Consider the following 19,129-nt stretch of genomic DNA (forward strand, 5'->3'; position numbering starts at 1 on the left):
TATTATTTACTTTAATTCGGAATTGTTAAGATTTTTTATGTTTTTTTAAGTTAACCTATTGTTTCGTATTTCAAAATTATTTAAAATTGCATTGTAAATATGTAATATAGTAATGGTAAAATTATTCAGAGACCTTGTTACACATTTAATGAGAAAAAGATAATTCCCCCGCACAGATGCAGTATTCACTGCATCTTTTTTTATGTGATATAATAAGACTATGATAATAATCATTTGTGAGAGTTGTTGAAGTCATCTATTTTTGGAATTCTTAAAAAAATCTTAAAAAATTAAGGATATAATGAAAAAGCTGGGAGTACTATTCTTTCTGGGAGTGATTGTAAATATGCAGGCACAGGAAAAAACAACCGATATTGATACGATAGAATTTCAGGGTAAATTCATTTCCACTCCCTATAAAAATGCCAATCAGAATATCACAATAATTTCTAAAGATGAGATTGCCAATTCTCCGGCAAAAAGTATCGATGAAATTCTACAGCAAGTTCCGGGAATGGACATCAGAAGGAGAGGAGCGAACGGGGTACAGAGTGACGTTGCTTTTCGGGGAAGTTCATTTGAGCAGGTTCTGATATTATTAAATGGAATCCGGATGAATGATTCACAAACCGGGCACAACTCCATGAATATTCCTGTGAGCCTTGAAGATGTAGAAAGGATCGAAATTGTAAAAGGTCCTGCAGCAAGAAGATTTGGACAAAATGCGTACGCAGGTGTTATTAATATCATCACCAAAATAACCCCAGGTAAAAGAGTTAAAATAAGTGCTGAAGGAGGAGATTATGAAACCTATGGATTCGGAATGAATGCACAGTTGGGAAATGAAAAGTTTTCTAACTCTTTACAGGCTAACTCTGCTGCTTCTCAAGGGTATATGTACAACACGGACTACGAAATAAGAAATGTTTTCTATCAGAGTCGATTAGGAATTAAAAATGGGGATTTAAGACTACAAGCCGGTTTTTCAGAAAAGAAATTTGGAGCCAATGGATTTTACTCATCTCCAAAAGCTACAGAACAATATGAAGAGATGCAGGCTTCTATAATCAGTTTAGCCCATCAGCAAACTTTTGGAAAGTTAAAGCTTAATTCTAATCTGTACTGGAGAAGAGGTCAGGATATGTATTTATTTAACAGACAAAATCCTGGGATATATAGAAATATGCACATTGGAAATAATGTTGGAGGTGAAGTTAATTCAAGCTATTCCTGGGGATTAGGAACAACAGGAGTTGGAGTAGAGCTAAGAAAAGAGCTCCTGGCGAGTAATAATTTAGGAAATAGAAACCGCTTTGTATCACAGGTCTTCTTTGAACATCATTTTTCATTATTGGATAAAAAACTGAATATTACTCCTGGAATTTCCTGGGCCAATTATTCTAAAGAAGGGAATTTCTTTTATCCAGGTTTAGATGTTGGATATAATTTCGATTCAAATAATAAGATCTATGGTAATATAGCGAGAGTTCACAGAGTTCCAACGTTCACAGATCTTTATTATAAAAGTCCAACGGAGCAGGGAAACCCTGATTTACTTCCAGAAAATGCAGTTTCTACAGAAATAGGATATCAATATCAGAATAAAGGTTTACTTGCTAAAGTTAGTGGGTTTATGAGAAATTCCAATAATTCTATTGACTGGGTGAAAAAATCATTAAAAGACCCTACCTGGTATGCTCAGAACGTTGGAAAAATAGATACAAAAGGTATTGAAGCAGAGCTTGATCACAGAGTATTTAACTGGTTGAAATATTCTGTTGGATATACTTATATTGATACGAAATCCAAACAGCCTAATGATGCTGTTTCAAGATTTGTTTTAGATAACTTAAAACATCAGTTTATAGCCAAATTAGAAACCCGTTTCCTGCAATATTTTACTAATGAGCTGGTATATCATTATAATGACAGGGTGAATCTGGGAAGCTATAATCTATTAGACGAGAAAATTAGTTTTGCTAAAAATGACTTTTCTGTTTATATCTTGATCAACAATATTACAAATACGAAATATACGGAAACATTTGGTGTTCAGATGCCTAACAGATGGTTTCACGTAGGATTCACTTATAATATTAATATTAAGTAAACTTAATATCAAGAGACCGTTAATAAACTTTATTTTTGCAAAAATTTTTTTCATGAAACTTTTTTTAGGTTTAAGTCTGCTTTTTAGTATTACTTTTTTTAAGGCACAAGAGCATGTTTCCAGCTTTAATGCAGTAACACTGACCTATAAATTTCATCCAAAATTTTTCCTTTATGCCGAGGGACAGCTGAGAGGCAATGCAGAATATTCATATCCTGATTATTATGAGATTAAAGGAGGAGTAGGATATAACCTGACAAAAAACCATAAACCGTTTGTCGGTTTAGGAAGGTATGTGAATTATAAAGACCATAGCCTAAGCAAAGAAGAATTCAGGGTCTGGCTTCAGGATGTAATTGACATAAAAAAAGGGATCGTTAAGTTTGAAAACCGTTTTCGGGCAGAAAAGAGCTGGTTCTATGAGCCTCAGACTGATAATACTTCACAAAGGATGCGTTATCGCTACCGTTTGAATATAAGTGTTCCTTTAAACGCTAAAACGATAGAAAAAGGGACCGTTTTCACCAATGTATACGATGAAGTATTCTTGGTAAGCCCAATGAAACCAACATTTGCCCGAAATAGGGTATATGGAGGTTTTGGTTACCAGGTGGATGAGTATTTTGGTGTTCTTTGTGGTTATCTGTGGCAGAGAGAGTTTGAAGCAAGTGGTAATAGGAATTTACATTTTATTTACCTTGCCTTGAACATTAACATAGATGGAACAGATCACCATACAAAAACCTTCGATTTCCCGGGAGCGGATTAATATTTCTCAATCAAATAATGATAAGCTTTAAGGTATTTATTGAATCTTTTAATGTCTTTAGCTGTCAATTCCCTGTTTACTCTGCGTAGATCCATGTTGTCGCGAAGATCATTTAACTTTACAGCTACAGCAAGTGGAGATCTTTCTGTTCTTTTTACGAAATCGTCATAATCCTCTTCAGGATCAAATTTGGTAAGGCAGCTTATAGCGAATAATACATATTCCGGAAAACCTTCATTTCTCAGGTAATCAAGGCTAAATTCGGACGGATGGTCCTCAACTACATCATGAAGGGCTCCTACAATTTTTTCATCTAATGTTTTGCCATATTCCATTACGCGCATTACATGGGCAATGTATGGTGCGTGGTATTTGTCTGTTTGGCCTTTATGTGCTTTATCAGCAATTTTTATCGCTTTACGTAAAAGTTCTTCCTTTGTCATTTTTTCAAGAAAAGATTCGGTGCAAAAATAGAAAATGCCTTACATAAATAAGACATTTCTTTTAATTATTTTAGAATATTTTATCCGTTGGTTTCGTCTTCGATTGTAGCGATTGGAGCATTACTTTTTACGGATTCAATTCCATTTTCCATCCCATTTTCAGACTCATACATCTGGCTGGTTCCGATGATTTGTCCGTTCCCTGCTTTTAGATTGAAATAAGATTTTTCATTGGAAGATGTTTTTCTTTCAAATTTAGAATCATCTTTAGAATTGACTCTTACGGATTCGATACCGTTTTCACAGCCAGACTTTGAATTGTACCCTTGGCTGGTTAAAATAACCTGACCATTTCCAGCTTTCAGATTAAATTGATAATCTCCGTTTGTTCTTTTAGAAATAATAAATTTTCCCATAAATTAAATGTTTTATGATTTTGTTTCTGTTCTTAAATTTAGAAAAAAATTACAAAATAAAAAAGCATCTCATTTTTGAGATGCTTTAAAATCAAATTATTTATAAAAGACTAATAAGCTCCTTTAGCAATATAGTGAGCGGCAACTTTTTCAGTTAAAGCTACTACATTAGGATTATTGGTATACTTTGTGAACCTTCTTAATCCAGAAAGCATCATTCTTTGTTCGTCACCTTCAGCAAAAGAAATAATTCCTTCTTTAGCCGCTACGATGATTTTTTCAACTGCCTTGTATAGGTTAAGCTGAGCCATAGCCGCTTCTACTGAATCAGGTGAGAAATTTTTCTCCGCTCTTAATATCGTAGATTCTGCCATGTAGATCTGATTAAGGATCTCAGAAGCATTTAACAATAAGTGTTGTTGCTTCTCAATATCCATCATGAATTTTTGAAGGGCAGCCCCGGAAACCATTAAAAATACTTTTTTAAGATTGGCAATAATTGCTTTTTCTTCACTCATGAATGCAGAATAATCAGGAACTTCAAATGAAGGAATACCCATTAATTCTTTGCTGATTGCCATTGCAGGAGATAATAGATCCAATTCTCCTTTCATCGCTCTTTTAATCAACATTCCTACGGCTAATAATCTATTGATTTCATTAGTTCCTTCATAAATCCTTGCAATTCTTGAATCTCTCCAGGCTGCTTCCATTGGCATGTCTTCAGAGAATCCCATACCTCCGTACACCTGAATTCCTTCATCAGCTGTATGCTGTGTCAGATCTGAAACAAAAACTTTCAAAATAGAAGCTTCAACAGCAAATTCTTCAACACCTTTTAATTCTGCCTGTTGGTGATTCATTCCACCGGCAACCAATTCATTAATTTTATCTTCAACATCTTTTGCCGCTCTGTAAGAACCAGCTTCAGCAACGAAAATTCCAGTTGCCATTTCTGCTAATTTCTTTCTGATAGCTCCAAAAGTAGAAATAGAAACGCCAAACTGTTTTCTTTCGTTTGAATACTGAAGAGAGTGGTTTAGGATTCTTCTTTGCCCATCAAGATTAGCAGCAGCTAATTTAATTCTTCCAACATTCAAAGCATTTAAAGCGATTTTGAAACCGTTGTTTCTTTCACCTAAAAGGTTTTCAACCGGAACTTTCATATCATTAAAGAAAACCTGTCTTGTAGAAGACGAACGGATTCCTAATTTATGTTCTTCCTCACCAAAAGTAAGGCCTGTTGTTCCTTCTTTTTCTACGATGAAACCTGTAATGTTTTTATTATCATCAATTTTAGCAAAAACAATGAAAATCTCTGCAAAGCCTGCATTGGAAATCCACATTTTCTGTCCATTGATGATATAATGTTTTCCATCCTCAGAAAGTTTAGCTCTTGTTTTCCCAGAGTTTGCATCAGAACCTGCATCCGGTTCAGTAAGGCAATATGCCCCAAACTTTGTCCCAGTAGCCAAATCCGGAAGATATTTTTTCTTTTGTTCCTCAGTTCCGTACAATAGGATAGGAAGCGTTCCGATACCTGTATGTGCTCCATAAGCAGTTGCTAAAGATCCATTAGCCCCTGAGCAATAATCACAAGCCAGCATCGTATTCACAAAGCCCATTCCAAGACCACCATATTCTTCAGGAACAGCAACTCCTAAAAGTCCCATTTCCCCTAACTGGCGCATTTTCTCTTCAGTTAAAGCATAATCCTTTTTCTCAAATCTTTCTTTTTGAGGAATTACCTCTCTGTCAATAAATTCTTTCGCAGAATCACGAAGCATTTTTTGCTCCTCTGAAAGTTCTTCTAAAGAGAAGATCTCATGAGCAGGAATTTCTTTAATTAAGAATTCACCGCCTTTTAATGTTTTATTAAGTGTATCACTCATTGTTTTTGTTTTTTAAGATTAATTGTTTGTACTAAAGTATTTAAGTACAATGTATTTATGATTTTAATGCATATTATAATGAATACATTGTACATAGATACCTGAATACATTTTTAAAGTAATTCAAAGATCGATGCTGCTCCCTGGCCTGTACCTACGCACATAGAAACCATTCCATATTTGTTTCCGCGTTTTCTCATTTCGTCAAGGAGCTGAACGGTTAATTTGGTTCCGGTACATCCCAGTGGGTGACCAAGAGCAATTGCACCTCCGTTTACATTCAGGATATCAGGATTTAAACCAAGCTCTTTTTTGATCGCAACAGACTGTGATGCGAAAGCTTCGTTTAATTCGATTAATTCGATATCTTTTAATTCTAAACCTGCTTGTTTAAGGGCTTTTGGAATTGCGTAGATAGGACCCATACCCATAATTCTTGGCTCAAGACCTGCTGCAGCATAAGCAACTAATCTTGCTTCAGGCTCTAAACCTAATTCTTTTACCATTTCTTCACTCATGACGATTACAAAGGCTGCTCCGTCACTCATCTGAGATGAATTTCCAGCTGTTACGCTTCCTCCATTTGCAAATACAGGTCTTAATTTAGCTAACCCTTCTAAAGAAGTATCTTTTCTTGGACCTTCATCCACAGAGAAGTCAAACTTTTTAGTCTGCATTTTCTGATTTTCATCCAGGAAATTATATTCAACAGGAAGAGAAACAATCTGGTTCGCAAATTTGCCTTCAGCATTTGCTTTTAAAGCTTTCATATGAGATTCAAAAGCAAACTGATCCTGTTCTTCTCTTGAAATATTATATTGTTTTGCAACTTCTTCTGCCGTGTAACCCATTCCCCAATAATAATCGGGGTTTGTTTTGGCAATATCTGTTTCAGGAACTGGTTTATAACCTCCCATTGGGATGTAAGACATCGATTCTGTTCCTCCTGCGATAATACAATCGGCCATTCCCGCCTGGATTTTAGCAGAAGCGATAGCTATAGCCTCACTTCCTGATGCACAATATCTGTTTACTGTTACCCCTGGAACTTTGTCCGTATTCAATCCCATCAAAGAGATCAAACGCGCAACGTTTAGACCTTGCTCAGCTTCAGGCATTGCATTTCCTACGATAAGATCGTCAATCCTGTTTTTATCCAATTGTGGAAGCTCGGCCATTAATTTTTCAATAACGGTAGCCGCCATGACATCGGGTCTTGTAAAACGAAGGGAGCCTTTAGGAGCTTTTCCTACTGCTGTTCTGTATCCTTTTATTATATATGCTTGTTTCATTTTAGATTAGAGATTTTTAGACAAGAGATATGAGATTCTTGTCTGTTTAAATAATTTTTTTATTAATATTTTCTTTAAAAACATAAATCATTTTTTGAACTTCATCAAGCTTACATTGTAAGGATTGATTTGTTTCCTCAGAAATAAAACTCAATTTTTCACAAAGTATTAGTTGAGTTTGAAGTTCATAAGATGAACCATATGCAATATTTAAAAAATAATAAAATTCTTTTTCTCTTTCTCTTCCAGCTCCTTCTGCTATATTGGAGGAAATTGAGACTGCGGCTCTTTTAATTTGTGAAGAAAGTCCATATTTCTCATCATTTGGCATATTAGCTAATGCTTTATAGACATCAACACACAAATTAATTGATTCATTCCAGATTTTCAATTTTTTAATATTGTGCATGATTTAATCAGATTTATTTTATCTCTTAGTCTCAAGTCTTATAGTCTCAAGTCTAATTCCTAAGCGGTTTTCCATTCTGTAACATATACTGGATTCTCTCCAAAGTCTTTCTCTCTCCACAAAGCTGTAAGAAAGTTTCTCTTTCAAGGTTCAATAAGTATTGCTCCGTAACTATGGTTGGTTCAGAAAGATTTCCACCGACCATTACGTTGGCTAACTTGTCTGCAATTTTCTTGTCGTGTTCAGAAATAAATTTCCCGGTAAGCATCTGATCTGTTCCTACATAGAACATTCCTAGTGCGTCTTTTCCTAAAACTTTTACTTTCTGTTCAATGGGTTGGGTATATCCTTGTTCTGCCAATAATTTTGCAATTTTTTTAGCTTCAGCAATTTGTCTGTTTTTACTCACGGAAACGATATCTTTTCCTTTTTCAAGGATTCCCATATCATAGGCTTCGTAAGCAGATGTTGCCACTTTACCCATAGCGATATTCATGAATGCTTCACGGAGTCTGTTATTTTTAACATCATCAGCATGGAATTCTCTGGAAGTTCTTAAAGTTAATTCTTTAGTACCACCACCACCAGGAATTACACCAACTCCGGTTTCTACCAATCCTATGTAAGTTTCAGCGGCAGCAACTACACGGTCTGCATGCATGGTCATTTCGCAACCACCACCAAGAGTCATTCCGTGAGGAGCAACGACTACTGGAATTGAAGAGTAGCGTACTCTCATCATTGATTTCTGGAAGTAAGCGATTGCCATATTCAGATCATCCCAATCCTGCTCAATCGCCATCATGAGGATCATAGCTAAATTAGCTCCAACAGAGAAGTTAGTTCCCTGGTTTCCGATAACAAGTCCGTCGTATTCTTTTTCAGCTAGATCGATGGCTCTGTTTAATCCATCAAGAACTTCGCCACCCAGAGAGTTCATTTTTGAACGGATTTCAAAGTTGATGATTCCGTCTCCTAGATCTTCAATAGCAGCTCCGGAATTACTCCAAAGTGTTTTGTTCTTTCTGATGTTATCTAAAATAATGAATGCATCCTGTCCAGGAATGTTATTATAATTTCCTGAGTTTTTGTCATAGTAAATGCTTTGTCCTTCATCATTTACTTTATAGAAAGTTCCTCCTTTTTCTGCTAAAGCTTTAGCCCAGTCAGAAACTTCATATCCTGTATCTTTTGCTAATTCCACACCTTTTTGAATACCTACAGCATCCCAAATTTCAAAAGGTCCGTTTTCCCATCCGAAACCGGCTCTCATCGCATCATCAATTTTATAGATGTCATCAGAAATTTCAGGAACTTTATGAGAAACATAAGCGAATAATGCGCCTAAAGATTTTCTGTATAATTCTCCTGCTTTATCTTTTCCACCGATCAGAACTTTAAATCTGTCGATTGGTTTATCAATGGCTTTTGTTAGTTCAAGGGTAGGGAAAGAAGATTTGCCCTGAAGCTCATATTCTAAAGTATCAAGATTTAATCCGTGAATTTCAGATTTTCCATCTGCACTTTTCACCTTTTTATAGAATCCTTGTTGAGTTTTAGAACCTAACCATTTATTATCCATCATTTTCTGGATATAGTCTGGCAAAGCAAAAACATCATTAAAGTTATTGGCTTCAGCACCGCTCTGACGAACACCATTAGCCACCATAACCAAAGTATCCAGACCTACAACATCAGCTGTTCTGAAGGTTGCAGATTTTGGTCGGCCAATTACCGGACCTGTTAATTTATCTACATCAGAAACAGTGAGACCTAATTTCTGAACATTATGAAGGAGATCCATCATCGAGAAAACTCCGATTCTGTTGGCGATAAATGCTGGGGTATCTTTTGCTAAAACAGTTGTCTTTCCTAAAAATTTAGCTCCATAGTTCATATAGAAATCTACGACTTCAGGATCACTGTCATTTGTAGGAATAACTTCTAAAAGAGGAAGGTATCTTACAGGGTTGAAGAAATGGGTTCCTGCAAAGTATTTTTTGAAATCTTCGCTTCTTCCTTCAATTAATAAATGAATAGGAATTCCAGATGTATTAGAAGAAATGAGTGTTCCCGGCTTCCTGAATTGTTCAATTTTTTCGTAAACTGATTTCTTGATGTCAAGTCTTTCAACCACCACCTCAATAATCCAGTCTGTATTTTTTATTTTCTGTAAATCATCATCAAAGTTTCCAACCTTAATTCTATCTGCAAATTTGGGAGAATAGAGTAGAGCTGGACTCGCCTTTTTCAGTTTTTCAAAGTTTTCTGCAGCAATTCTGTTTCTTACTGCTTTATCATCCTTTGTCAAACCTTTTTTTTGCTCTGTTTCAGTCAGTTCAAAAGGAACAATATCTAAAAGCAAAACTTCTACACCAATATTGGCGAAGTGAGCCGCAATACCGCTTCCCATGATTCCTGAACCAAGAACCGTTACGTGTTTGATTCTTCTTTTCATCTGTAAACTATTTATTATTTATTTTTTGGGTCACATGGAACCGAAAGGTTCCATTTTAATTTATTTTCTGTTGTTCAGGTCGTTTGCAATCTTCATGATTTCATGCATGACCTCTTTAAAGGTTTCCATTTTTTCAGGAGCAATTTTTTCCATGACCCTTTTGTTAAAGCTCACGACTACTTCTTTTGAAATATTTCTGGAGTTTAGTCCTTTATCAGTAAGTTTTATGATAACTTCTCTTTTATCAGTCGTTGTCTTTTCCTTATAGATATAACCGTTATCTTCCAGCAGTTTTATAATTCTTGTTAAAGAGGTAGGTTCAATGGCCATTTTTGGTCCTAGATTGGTACTTCTTGTCCCTTCTTTGGGATCTATTTTAAGAAGGGTGAGTGCTTGAACAGCTGTAGAATCGTGCTCCTGAGCAAGCTCTGTGTACATTTTTGACACGGCAAGCCAGGTTTGTTTTAACACCAGATCTACGTTTTCTATTTTTTCCTTGTTATTATCCATCATTTTTGTGGTAATAGGTTTTTATCAAATTTAGTAAATATTATGCATGCATAGTATTTATTAACGTTAAAATTTGTTAACAATCTGATGGTGAATGGATTAAATTGTATGACAAGCATAATACTATGCATGCATAGTATGTGAAATATCTAAAGAAAAATGAGTATTAATGAATGTTTCTGATGAAATCTATAATTTCTTCGAATGATTCGCATTGTTGTTTGATGTTGCGATGAGAAATTAACCAAATGTTGTTCTGAAACTCAAATAGAAAGGCAGACAGGTCTTTTTGAAAGTTTTTTTGAAGAAGTGAATACAGCATTTCCTTATGGATAGGGGGTGCTGAAATTTCCGGAGCTACAAAACTTTCATTTACCTGAAATAAAGAAACGTTGACTAGTTCTTCATGCTGGAGAAGTACATCTTCCACAATTCCGGAATAGAGCTGATTGTCTTTTACATACCAGATTTTATCTGCAAATTCTTTTGCCAATCGCCAGTCGTGGGAAGAAAATAAAATAAGCTTATTTTGCTCTTTTGCCAGTTTACGGAGCGTTTTAAGGATGATAATCTTATTTTTTTCGTCAAGATGAGTGGTGGGTTCATCTAAAATAATAACCGGAGAATTTTGGGTTAAAGCTCTACCTATAAATGCTTTTTGAAGATTACCGTCTGAAAGGTTTTTAAGAAGGACATGTTTATATTGATCTAGAGCCAGTTCACTTATAGTCCGTGAAACTTCCTGACGATCTTCTTTTTTTAATTCAAAATAATAAGGATAGTAAATGTACTTGCCTAAAGAAATAAGATCTTCAACCGTATAATTTTGAGGAATAACAGCTTTTGAAAATACAATAGCGATATTTTCTGCAATCTCCTTAACGGAAAGATTTTTAATGTTTTTATTATGTAACAGAATTTCTCCACCCAGTAAAGGAACCTGATGAAGAATAGATTTGATCAGAGTGGTTTTTCCTACACCATTGTTTCCAATCAGCAAGCACACATCACCTAGCTTCAAATTGGCATTGGCATTTGAAATTAGGGTTGTATTATATCCTATGTTGGCTTGCTTGATTTGTAGGTGCATATTATATTATTGATCTCAATTTTGATATTACAAATTTATTTATCTGAGATTCTTTCAGAATGACAAGTGATAGTGGTTATTGTGATATTTGTCATTCCGTGGGAATCTAACCCGTATTTTCATAGTATTTATTACATTGTAAACCCTTTACTATTCTTCTTTAATTAAATTATATCTTAAACTTTATGCTGTTTCAAAAGCATTACCAGAATCACAGGAATTCCAAAGATGGAGCTTATCACATTCAAAGGAATCTGACTTTTTTCCGCGACAATTGAAAATAGAAGCATCATTAACATTCCTAACATCATGTTTAATACCCATTGCTGCCAAAGCTTTGCCGGGTTATAAATTAATCTGCAAAAGTGGGGTACAATAATTCCTATAAACAATATAGGTCCTAAAAATGCTGTAATAGAAGCTGACAGGAGAGAAGATGCTACGATTATGAACAGTTTCAAATGATTTAAATTGACTCCCAAGCTTTGTGCATACGAATGGCCCAATGAGTTTCCTATAAGCGGCTTAATCGTCTTAAATGACATGAATAATCCAGCTAGAACCAGAACAAATAATACCAAAATCTGATTTCGGGTAACCATATTATTGGCTCCGAAGGACCATAGTATATAATTTTTTAAATTTTGATTTTCTGCATACAGCTGAAGCAAAGATACAATAGCTCCCGCTAAAGCGGAAACAAGAAAGCCAAAGATGATCAGATAGGATTTATCCTGAAATTTATTGGAAATAGATAAAAGAATCAACATTAACAATAAGCTTCCCGTAATCGCTGATAAGCTTAAAAAACTATTTTGCAGAAAATCGGGTAGGAGAAAATCGTGTGAAAAGAAAATATAAAATGAAACCGATAAACTTGCAACAGAAGTTATTCCCAATATATCTGGCCCTGCTAATGGATTTTGAAAATATTCCTGCATGAGGAAACCAGAAGTAGGAATGGAAACTCCCGCTAAAAGCATTACTAAAACCCTGTTAATCCGGATATCTGCAATTTGATTGTTGGGGGAATCATTAAAAAAGTCTTGAAGCTCTAAGCTTAAAAATCCTGTATTCATATTAATAATCGCGGTAAGAATAATTGCGATTACAAATAGTGAACACAGGATTTTAAATTTTTTTGACATTACTCAGAAATAATTCTGTGAGGTTTTTATTTTAAAAATGAATTGATCTTAGAATTTAAAAGTTCTTCACTCATCATTCCCAAATATTCATCAGTTTTAGCTCCTTTTCTCATATGAGTAAAGGGGATAGATCCGCCATCCCATTGCTTGAAATTTTTTGGATAAAAATTCTGATCCAGCTTTTGACCATCCAATAAAATGATATTTTCCGTCAGTCCATTTTCAGATGCGAATTGCTTGACTGCTTTATTCCATTCTGATTTGTTATCTAAATTCACGAAAGTAAATTTAACGGGCTTTCCTTTCAACTCCTGCATCTTTTTCTTGAAATGTGGGATTTCCTGAATACATGGTCCACACCATGTTGCAAAGAAATTGGTGACATACAAAGTGTCATTATCTTTAGCCAGATAATCTCCCATATTCTCTGGAGAAACCTCTTTGAAAGCATATGCTGTTTTGTCAGATTCAGGGGCACTGGTAACAGCAACCGAGTCTTTAGGGACTGCAGTATCAGTTGCCGTCTGATTTTCCTTTTTGCAGCTGGCAAGTGTTATGATAACAAGGGTTGATAAAATGATCTTCTTCATAATTATTTTAGTATTTTTGAATTTGAAGTATGGAACAACAAATCTATAAAGGGAAACTTACACAGTTTCATTGGTTAAAAATAGCGAAAAAGGAAGAACTAACCAAAAATACTTTTTCTCTGGAGTTCGAGATTCCAGAGAGTTTAGAGGAAAATTTTACATTTGAAGCAGGGCAATTTGTAAGCATTAAATTTCAATCTCATGGAAAAGAAGTCATTAATGATTATTCCATGACATCTGCTCCCTTTGAGAAAAAAATAAGTTTAGGAATAAAGATTAATTCTTCTGAGGGAACGCCTTCCGAGCTATTTAAAAACTATAATGAAGGAGATCATTTATTAGTAAGTGAGCCGGCCGGAAGATTTACTTTGGTTTCTAAACCGAGTGAATTCAGAACTATTATTGCATTTGCTGCAGGTATTGGTATAACTCCTATTTTGAGCCATTTTAAAAATATTCTGCATAATGAACCAAGGACCAGATTGTTTTTATTTTTCGGAAACAAAAATTCCGAAGAATTAATTTATAGAGATGTGCTGGATAATCTGGCCCGAACTTACGGCGATAGATTACAGCTGTTTTATTTTTTTTCGCAGGAAAAAACACCGGATCAATTTTTCTACGGAAGACTGGATGCAAAAAAATTAAATTTGATTATCAATCAGATTTTACATCTGGATGATACAGATGAAGAGTCTACCATTTGGGATGCTGTAGATGGGGTTCTGATCTGCGGAAAAGGAGAAATGATCAAGACCCTTGCAAATGCATGTTATCATCACGGGATTCCGAAAAAGAATATCCATTTTGAACTTTTTGAAGCGTTTAATGATGATATTTATCCAATAGAAAAAGAATTTCCATTAATTGAAAATGTGGAAATAGACTTTAAGATGTTAGGACAAAGTTATCATACAGAGCTTCCTGACAATAGAGAAAAGATTCTCCAGCAACTATTGGCTCAGAAATTCTCTGTTCCCTATTCCTGTAAATCGGGAATTTGCGGAAGCTGTGAATGTTATCTGGAGGAAGGGCAGGTTGAATTGTTGGAAAATGAATATTTGACTGAAAAAGAAGAATTGCAGGGAAAAATATTAGCATGTATGTCTATAGCTAAAACTAAGAAAATAAAGCTTAACTTTGATCTCATTTGAGAGTTGTAAGAAACATATTTAGCTTTATTGTAGCATCACTGGAAATTGGAATTCTAGTGTTATGCCTTGCTAATGCTTGGGTTTTTGCACTCACCAATGGAAGAACTTATACTAAAATTTCAAAAATACCACCCCGTGAGGTGGCCTTGGTTTTAGGAACTTCTCCAAAAATGCGGTCAGGATTGTCCAATCCCTATTTCACCAAAAGAATGGATGCGACGGCATTACTTTATCATCACGGGAAAATCAAAAAAATAATTGTAAGTGGTGAAAAAAGCAAGGGTTATAACGAACCCGAAGCCATGAAAAACTATCTGATTTATCAGGAAGGTGTACCTGAAGAAATTATCATAGAAGATCCCAAAGGTTTTAATACCTATAAAAGTATTTTACGTTGTAAAGATGTATATAAAGAAGATAATGTGATTATTGTCTCCCAGGGATTCCATAATCTGCGCGCTCTTTTTTTTGCAAGAAATAACAATATGAACGCGCTGGGTTTTGATGCACAGGATGTGAGCAAACCTGAAAGTTACTACAGAAATCAATTTAGAGAAATATTTGCCAGAATGATCGCTGTAGCCTATTTCCTGTTGGGCATTTCTCCCGATTAAAAAGGATAACCAAAGGCGACGTTTAAAGTAGGCTTAAACGGCTGAAAATCTTTAAATCTCCATCGGTCACCATTAGGTTTGTTAGGATCATAAATTTTATAGGCAAAATCAAGTCTTAAAGTAATATACGCCACATTGACCCTTAATCCGAATCCACTACCTATACCTACTTGGCCTAGAAATTTATTGAGTTTAAATTCATCACCATATCCTGTATTTCCGTTCCTAAGACTCCATGTGTTACCTATATCCGTAAAGAGTGCACCCTCATACATATCACTGAAAGGCAAACGGTATTCTATATTTGTTGTCAGTTTTAAATTGTCAGTCATATAGGTTCGAACCCTTTCATCAACCTGAGAGTCTGACGGACCTAAACCTCCGAAAGCTACCCAAGCTCTGATATCATTGGATCCCCCATTAAAATAAGACCTGATAACCGGCATAGAACTTGAATTTCCATAAGGAATTCCTAATCCAATAAACTGGCGGAGAACCAGGGTTTGATTACCATTGAATTTAAAATATTTTCTGATATCAAAGTCAAATTTTACAAACTGAGCATATGGTACTCCAAAAATAGTCCTTTGCGGGCTCGTTACAACTCCTCCGCCATCATCTCTTCTTTGGTTAAATATACTGAGTATATTACCTGCCAATTCTACTTTTCCATTAAAATAAAATGCGTTGGGATATTCTTTTTTTCCGATCTCATTATATACATAATTATAAATCATAGAAGAAATAAGAACATCCTGAGTTTGTCTGTCTTTATTAATTAATGTTCCTGTGAAGGCTGTAAAAAGATCAGCTCCTTTTTGATCAAGATTATTGAGGTACGCCTCATCAGTTACAATCTGTTTTGAAACTTCATCGATGGTGAGTTGCCCGGCCAAAAACTTAGTTTCAGTATCCTGACCTACCTGACCACTTTGAAAATAGCTGTCAAATATTTCTTTTCTTACTTCTTCATCACTGGTGAAATAGCTGTAATAGGCTGATTTATTCTTTGTTAAACTCAACTGTGTATTAAAGAGTGTAAGCCTGTGAGACACTCTGTCATTTACTGTTGCAAGATAATTAAGCCCCGTGTTAAAATTGACTCTTCCTAAACCAATATTGTTTTGGATTGCTGCTCCTAAAACAATTGAAGAAGTAGGACTGTATCTTTTAGGAATCAATTTATAATAATCAAAAGGAAGCAGAAGTCTTGGGAAATTCAAAGAAGCCTGTGCAGATAATTCATAGGCTAAAATCCGCTTGCTGAGATCCTTTGGATCTCTAATCGAACCAAATGTTCCTGCAAGACTTGTAGAAAGGTTTTCAGCTCCTTTAAAAATATTTCTTGTAGTAAGATCCACAGAGGGTGAAATCCCAAGATTTAACAGCTGGGAATAATTAACATCCGTTCCTACCTTGAGTTCATATTTTGGAAGTGGCTTTAATATATATAAAACATCAACAATACTATCGTTGGGAGAATGCTCCCCGCCTTGTCTTAAAGAGTCTTTAGCCTTCAGAATACTGAAGTTGTTCATGGATAAAATATTCCTTTTTGTAAGATCGAGTTTCTTCTGGTCATAAACCTGCTTGTTCCCGACAATAATATTTCTCCATATTGAACGTGTGGTATACTTATCATTAATTTTATGAAACCGTATTCCTCTTAAGCTATCTTTCTTGGTGTTTTTATGATATTGACCTGCTTCATTTACAATAGCAACATCTATATTACCTATGGTAGCTACCTTATAAGGACTGTTGATGGAATCCTTATGGATTTCTAATGTCAGTGGGACTTGTTTTCTGCTTTTTAATGAATCAGCAACAAAATAAATCTCATCATTAAGATTATTAAATTTATAATAGCCGTAGTCTTTCATAAACTCATTGATCCTTGTCACTTCCTTTTCGAGAATCGTCTGATCCAGTACCTGTCCGGATCTTATAAGAGTTCCCTGGATTTTTTGCTGATAAAGGTTATGGATAACAGGATCCGGAATATTGTAGTAATATTCTTTAATATAAGTAGGATCGTTATGCTTAATAAAATACGTAACAGCCGCTTTTTTTGCTGCGGAATCAATTTTTGTTTTAAACTTAACTTCTGAATCCCAATATCCTCTGTAGGTTAATCTTTTATTAATTGATTCAGCTCCTTTTTCTGCTTTCGTTTGATCCAGAATAACCGGAGGGGAGCCCCAATTATGATACAGCCTATCCAACAAAAGACTTTTTCCTACACTGCTCTTCATATTATACTTGATGAAAAGAGAATCTCTTAATTTTTGAGTTCGCATTTCACTGGGGTACGTCATATATTCGTTCAGAATTGTATCGTACTTTGGATTAGCTGCATTATAAAGCAGTAACCCCAATGGCATAAAAAGAAACTGTTTCTTATTGGGTTTTTGTTGAACGTAGCCTTTCAGTTCACTATCAAAAGGCTGTTTTTTATCTTCAAAGTTAAATTTGTTCTCTGTAAGCAAATATTCCCCATCTGGAACTTTTTTTGTCGTACTACAAGCATAAAGAAGAGTGACAAATGTTGCAAATGATATAATTTTATAATATTTTTGAGGAGAATTCTTATAATGCTTACAGCTCATACAATAAAAATTTTACAGTCTTTAGATAAAAAGAAGTTCAGGCAAAAATACAATTTGTTTTTGGTTGAAGGTAATAAAATCATTTGTGAACTTCCCAATTCTAACTTTAAAATTAAAGAAATATTATCCATAGATCCACAGAAGTTGGATTTTTCCGGGGTACCCATAACTCATATATCTGAAAATGAGTTAAAAAAAATTAGTTTTCTAAAAACACCAAAAGATTCTGTTGCCGTTTGTTATATAGAACCTGAAAAAAGGGTGGAAGATCAAAGTATTCAGCTTGTACTGGATGGGATTCAGGATCCGGGTAATTTAGGAACGATCATCCGTTTAGCTGATTGGTTTGGGATAGAGCAGATCATCTGCAGCGAAGATACTGTTGACTTCTATAATCCGAAGGTGATTCAGGCCAGTATGGGATCATTCACAAGAGTTAATATGATATACTGTGATCTGGTTGATTATCTTTCGAAAACGGAGAATATAAATATTGGAACCGATATGGAGGGAGAAAATATATACCAATTTCAGAAACCTGAAAAACTAAATTTGATTTTAGGGAACGAAGGAAATGGGATGAGAGCAGAAACGGAAAAGTTACTCCATAAAAGTTTAAGTATCCCAAGGTTCGGAAAGTCGCAGTCTACAGAGAGCCTTAATGTTTCAATGGCGGCAGGAATAATATTAGGGCAGCTGTTTTCCTCAGAAAAATAAAAACCGCTGAAACGCGGTTTTAAATTTATATAAGTTGTTCCATACTGGATACACTTTTATTCTTTTGATAGCTTTCAAGCTTCTTTCTTACAAACTTTAAAGCAATTGGAGCAAGATAAATCATTGCTGCACCCAGCAGTTTTTTCTTCCAGCTGGAACTGCGCATATTTTTCTTTGCATAGTTTCCTACCAAGGCTGTAGTCCCTAATCTGACAATACTGTCTAAAGCATTTCCGGATAATGCAGAACTTGCAATTCCCATTGCAGTATTTTTGCTAATGAGCATGTCTTTGACTTCGGAAGTCAGCTGTTTTGCGATGACATCTTTTCTCAGGACTATTTTTTCATCACCATCTGCGTCTACTTTTTCCTGTAGGTATTGGTCCGTTAAACCGTTGGTAAATGCACTTAAGCTTTCTTTTGTATTTTTAAAGGTAAGAAGGTTTTCGAGATCATTAAGTTCCTCCTTCAATAATTTCTTTTTTATCCTTAACTCTTTTAAACTCTCATAGTTTCTGCTCATAGTTTAATGATTTAAAAATTTAATAACCTGATCTGCCACGGAGTTTACAATTCGTTTTTTAAACACAATAACAAGAATCATTACCAATAAATAAAACGCAGCAACAATTAAAAAACCATAAGAATAGTTGTCTAATGCTTTGCCTATAAGAAATGCTATTCCAAAGTTGAAAAGAATAATGAAAAATGCGAAAGCAACGAGTAGTACAACCAGATAGGTAATCATACCTGCGGACAGTGATGACTTTTCGGTAGCTTCTATTTTAAGCAGATCTATTCTCTTAGATGCATATTCTTTAATAGTTTCTATCATCTGTTTTTTTTTAAAGTTACAAAAAAAGGACTTTAATGCAAAAAGTCCTTTTCATAATTTAAAATTAATTGAA

The 19,129-nt window shown here is 34.9% G+C and carries 18 protein-coding genes; 5 read left to right on the forward strand and 13 right to left on the reverse strand.

The features are described from left to right. The first annotated feature begins 301 nt into the window (after positions 1-301). Together CEY12_RS02620 and CEY12_RS02625 are read left to right on the forward strand one after the other, a co-directional pair. Complete coding sequence (locus CEY12_RS02620) at positions 302-2,110, forward strand: TonB-dependent receptor plug domain-containing protein (RefSeq protein ID WP_228409776.1); 1,809 nt, start codon at positions 302-304, stop codon at positions 2,108-2,110. 52 nt (positions 2,111-2,162) lie between these two features. Continuing rightward, positions 2,163-2,879, forward strand: coding sequence for a DUF2490 domain-containing protein (locus CEY12_RS02625; RefSeq protein ID WP_089026210.1), 717 nt, complete (start codon positions 2,163-2,165; stop codon positions 2,877-2,879). Here the strand turns inward: CEY12_RS02625 and CEY12_RS02630 are convergent. From CEY12_RS02630 to CEY12_RS02675, 10 genes are all read right to left on the reverse strand, one after another. Further along, positions 2,876-3,322 (reverse strand): phosphohydrolase, encoded by a 447-nt coding sequence (locus CEY12_RS02630; RefSeq protein WP_089026211.1) that lies wholly within the window; start codon positions 3,320-3,322, stop codon positions 2,876-2,878. The two genes, CEY12_RS02625 and CEY12_RS02630, sit on opposite strands and share 4 nt — an antisense overlap. Before the next feature lie 80 nt (positions 3,323-3,402). Next, positions 3,403-3,738, reverse strand: coding sequence for a YegP family protein (locus CEY12_RS02635; protein WP_089026212.1), 336 nt, complete (start codon positions 3,736-3,738; stop codon positions 3,403-3,405). A 110-nt stretch (positions 3,739-3,848) separates the two neighbouring features. After that, positions 3,849-5,630 carry an acyl-CoA dehydrogenase family protein gene (locus tag CEY12_RS02640; protein ID WP_089026213.1) on the reverse strand — a complete coding sequence of 594 codons (1,782 nt, stop codon included), beginning with the start codon at positions 5,628-5,630 and terminating at the stop codon, positions 3,849-3,851. A 113-nt stretch (positions 5,631-5,743) separates the two neighbouring features. Continuing rightward, entirely contained in the window at positions 5,744-6,922 is a 1,179-nt protein-coding gene (locus CEY12_RS02645) for a thiolase family protein (protein ID WP_089026214.1), read from the reverse strand. A 46-nt stretch (positions 6,923-6,968) separates the two neighbouring features. Then, a complete protein-coding gene (locus tag CEY12_RS02650) occupies positions 6,969-7,331 on the reverse strand; it encodes a four helix bundle protein (protein WP_089026215.1) in 363 nt (120 codons plus the stop codon). Positions 7,332-7,383: 52 nt separating this feature from the next. After that, positions 7,384-9,789 (reverse strand): 3-hydroxyacyl-CoA dehydrogenase/enoyl-CoA hydratase family protein, encoded by a 2,406-nt coding sequence (locus tag CEY12_RS02655; RefSeq protein WP_089026216.1) that lies wholly within the window; start codon positions 9,787-9,789, stop codon positions 7,384-7,386. 60 nt (positions 9,790-9,849) lie between these two features. After that, positions 9,850-10,299 carry a MarR family winged helix-turn-helix transcriptional regulator gene (locus tag CEY12_RS02660; protein ID WP_089029762.1) on the reverse strand — a complete coding sequence of 150 codons (450 nt, stop codon included), beginning with the start codon at positions 10,297-10,299 and terminating at the stop codon, positions 9,850-9,852. A 166-nt stretch (positions 10,300-10,465) separates the two neighbouring features. Then, the gene (locus CEY12_RS02665; RefSeq protein ID WP_089026217.1) at positions 10,466-11,389 is read right to left on the reverse strand and encodes an ABC transporter ATP-binding protein; all 924 of its coding nucleotides are present in this window, start codon (positions 11,387-11,389) and stop codon (positions 10,466-10,468) included. Positions 11,390-11,565: 176 nt separating this feature from the next. Continuing rightward, positions 11,566-12,537, reverse strand: a complete 972-nt coding sequence (locus tag CEY12_RS02670) for a FecCD family ABC transporter permease (protein WP_089026218.1) — start codon at positions 12,535-12,537, stop codon at positions 11,566-11,568. A 26-nt stretch (positions 12,538-12,563) separates the two neighbouring features. Next, entirely contained in the window at positions 12,564-13,127 is a 564-nt protein-coding gene (locus CEY12_RS02675) for a TlpA family protein disulfide reductase (protein WP_089026219.1), read from the reverse strand. A gap of 29 nt (positions 13,128-13,156) precedes the next feature. Here CEY12_RS02675 and CEY12_RS02680 point away from each other — a divergent pair, with 29 nt between their 5' ends. Next, a complete protein-coding gene (locus CEY12_RS02680; RefSeq protein WP_089026220.1) occupies positions 13,157-14,281 on the forward strand; it encodes a ferredoxin--NADP reductase in 1,125 nt (374 codons plus the stop codon). A gap of 14 nt (positions 14,282-14,295) precedes the next feature. Next, positions 14,296-14,895 carry a vancomycin high temperature exclusion protein gene (locus CEY12_RS02685; protein WP_410493966.1) on the forward strand — a complete coding sequence of 200 codons (600 nt, stop codon included), beginning with the start codon at positions 14,296-14,298 and terminating at the stop codon, positions 14,893-14,895. On the opposite strand, the gene CEY12_RS02690 is transcribed toward CEY12_RS02685, so the two are convergent. Continuing rightward, entirely contained in the window at positions 14,892-17,504 is a 2,613-nt protein-coding gene (locus tag CEY12_RS02690; protein WP_089026222.1) for a BamA/TamA family outer membrane protein, read from the reverse strand. The two genes, CEY12_RS02685 and CEY12_RS02690, sit on opposite strands and share 4 nt — an antisense overlap. Between CEY12_RS02690 and CEY12_RS02695 the strand changes: the two genes are divergently transcribed. Beyond that, positions 17,490-18,221: a TrmH family RNA methyltransferase gene (locus tag CEY12_RS02695; RefSeq protein ID WP_089026223.1), complete on the forward strand. Its 732-nt coding sequence runs from the start codon at positions 17,490-17,492 to the stop codon at positions 18,219-18,221. The two genes, CEY12_RS02690 and CEY12_RS02695, sit on opposite strands and share 15 nt — an antisense overlap. Before the next feature lie 25 nt (positions 18,222-18,246). Here CEY12_RS02695 and CEY12_RS02700 read toward each other — a convergent pair whose 3' ends face one another. Together CEY12_RS02700 and CEY12_RS02705 are read right to left on the reverse strand one after the other, a co-directional pair. Next, the gene (locus tag CEY12_RS02700) at positions 18,247-18,744 is read right to left on the reverse strand and encodes a phosphoribosyl-ATP pyrophosphatase (protein WP_089026224.1); all 498 of its coding nucleotides are present in this window, start codon (positions 18,742-18,744) and stop codon (positions 18,247-18,249) included. Positions 18,745-18,747: 3 nt separating this feature from the next. After that, a complete protein-coding gene (locus CEY12_RS02705) occupies positions 18,748-19,056 on the reverse strand; it encodes a phage holin family protein (protein WP_089026225.1) in 309 nt (102 codons plus the stop codon). Between the last annotated feature and the right edge of the window lie 73 nt (positions 19,057-19,129).

This window comes from Chryseobacterium sp. T16E-39 (genome assembly GCF_002216065.1).
In the GTDB taxonomy this organism is placed as follows: Bacteria; Bacteroidota; Bacteroidia; order Flavobacteriales; family Weeksellaceae; genus Chryseobacterium.

Excerpts from the sequence above, each read along its gene's own strand:
- CEY12_RS02695 (WP_089026223.1), top strand. The coding sequence starts at position 17,490 with ATGCTTACAGCTCATACAATAAAAATTTTACAGTCTTTAGATAAAAAG.
- CEY12_RS02630 (WP_089026211.1), bottom strand. The coding sequence starts at position 3,322 with ATGACAAAGGAAGAACTTTTACGTAAAGCGATAAAAATTGCTGATAAA.
- CEY12_RS02640 (WP_089026213.1), bottom strand. The coding sequence starts at position 5,630 with ATGAGTGATACACTTAATAAAACATTAAAAGGCGGTGAATTCTTAATT.
- CEY12_RS02645 (WP_089026214.1), bottom strand. The coding sequence starts at position 6,922 with ATGAAACAAGCATATATAATAAAAGGATACAGAACAGCAGTAGGAAAA.
- CEY12_RS02675 (WP_089026219.1), bottom strand. The coding sequence starts at position 13,127 with ATGAAGAAGATCATTTTATCAACCCTTGTTATCATAACACTTGCCAGC.
- CEY12_RS02705 (WP_089026225.1), bottom strand. The coding sequence starts at position 19,056 with ATGATAGAAACTATTAAAGAATATGCATCTAAGAGAATAGATCTGCTT.
- CEY12_RS02670 (WP_089026218.1), bottom strand. The coding sequence starts at position 12,537 with ATGTCAAAAAAATTTAAAATCCTGTGTTCACTATTTGTAATCGCAATT.
- CEY12_RS02660 (WP_089029762.1), bottom strand. The coding sequence starts at position 10,299 with ATGGATAATAACAAGGAAAAAATAGAAAACGTAGATCTGGTGTTAAAA.
- CEY12_RS02625 (WP_089026210.1), top strand. The coding sequence starts at position 2,163 with ATGAAACTTTTTTTAGGTTTAAGTCTGCTTTTTAGTATTACTTTTTTT.
- CEY12_RS02680 (WP_089026220.1), top strand. The coding sequence starts at position 13,157 with ATGGAACAACAAATCTATAAAGGGAAACTTACACAGTTTCATTGGTTA.
- CEY12_RS02665 (WP_089026217.1), bottom strand. The coding sequence starts at position 11,389 with ATGCACCTACAAATCAAGCAAGCCAACATAGGATATAATACAACCCTA.
- CEY12_RS02690 (WP_089026222.1), bottom strand. The coding sequence starts at position 17,504 with ATGAGCTGTAAGCATTATAAGAATTCTCCTCAAAAATATTATAAAATT.
- CEY12_RS02700 (WP_089026224.1), bottom strand. The coding sequence starts at position 18,744 with ATGAGCAGAAACTATGAGAGTTTAAAAGAGTTAAGGATAAAAAAGAAA.
- CEY12_RS02655 (WP_089026216.1), bottom strand. The coding sequence starts at position 9,789 with ATGAAAAGAAGAATCAAACACGTAACGGTTCTTGGTTCAGGAATCATG.
- CEY12_RS02620 (WP_228409776.1), top strand. The coding sequence starts at position 302 with ATGAAAAAGCTGGGAGTACTATTCTTTCTGGGAGTGATTGTAAATATG.
- CEY12_RS02635 (WP_089026212.1), bottom strand. The coding sequence starts at position 3,738 with ATGGGAAAATTTATTATTTCTAAAAGAACAAACGGAGATTATCAATTT.
- CEY12_RS02650 (WP_089026215.1), bottom strand. The coding sequence starts at position 7,331 with ATGCACAATATTAAAAAATTGAAAATCTGGAATGAATCAATTAATTTG.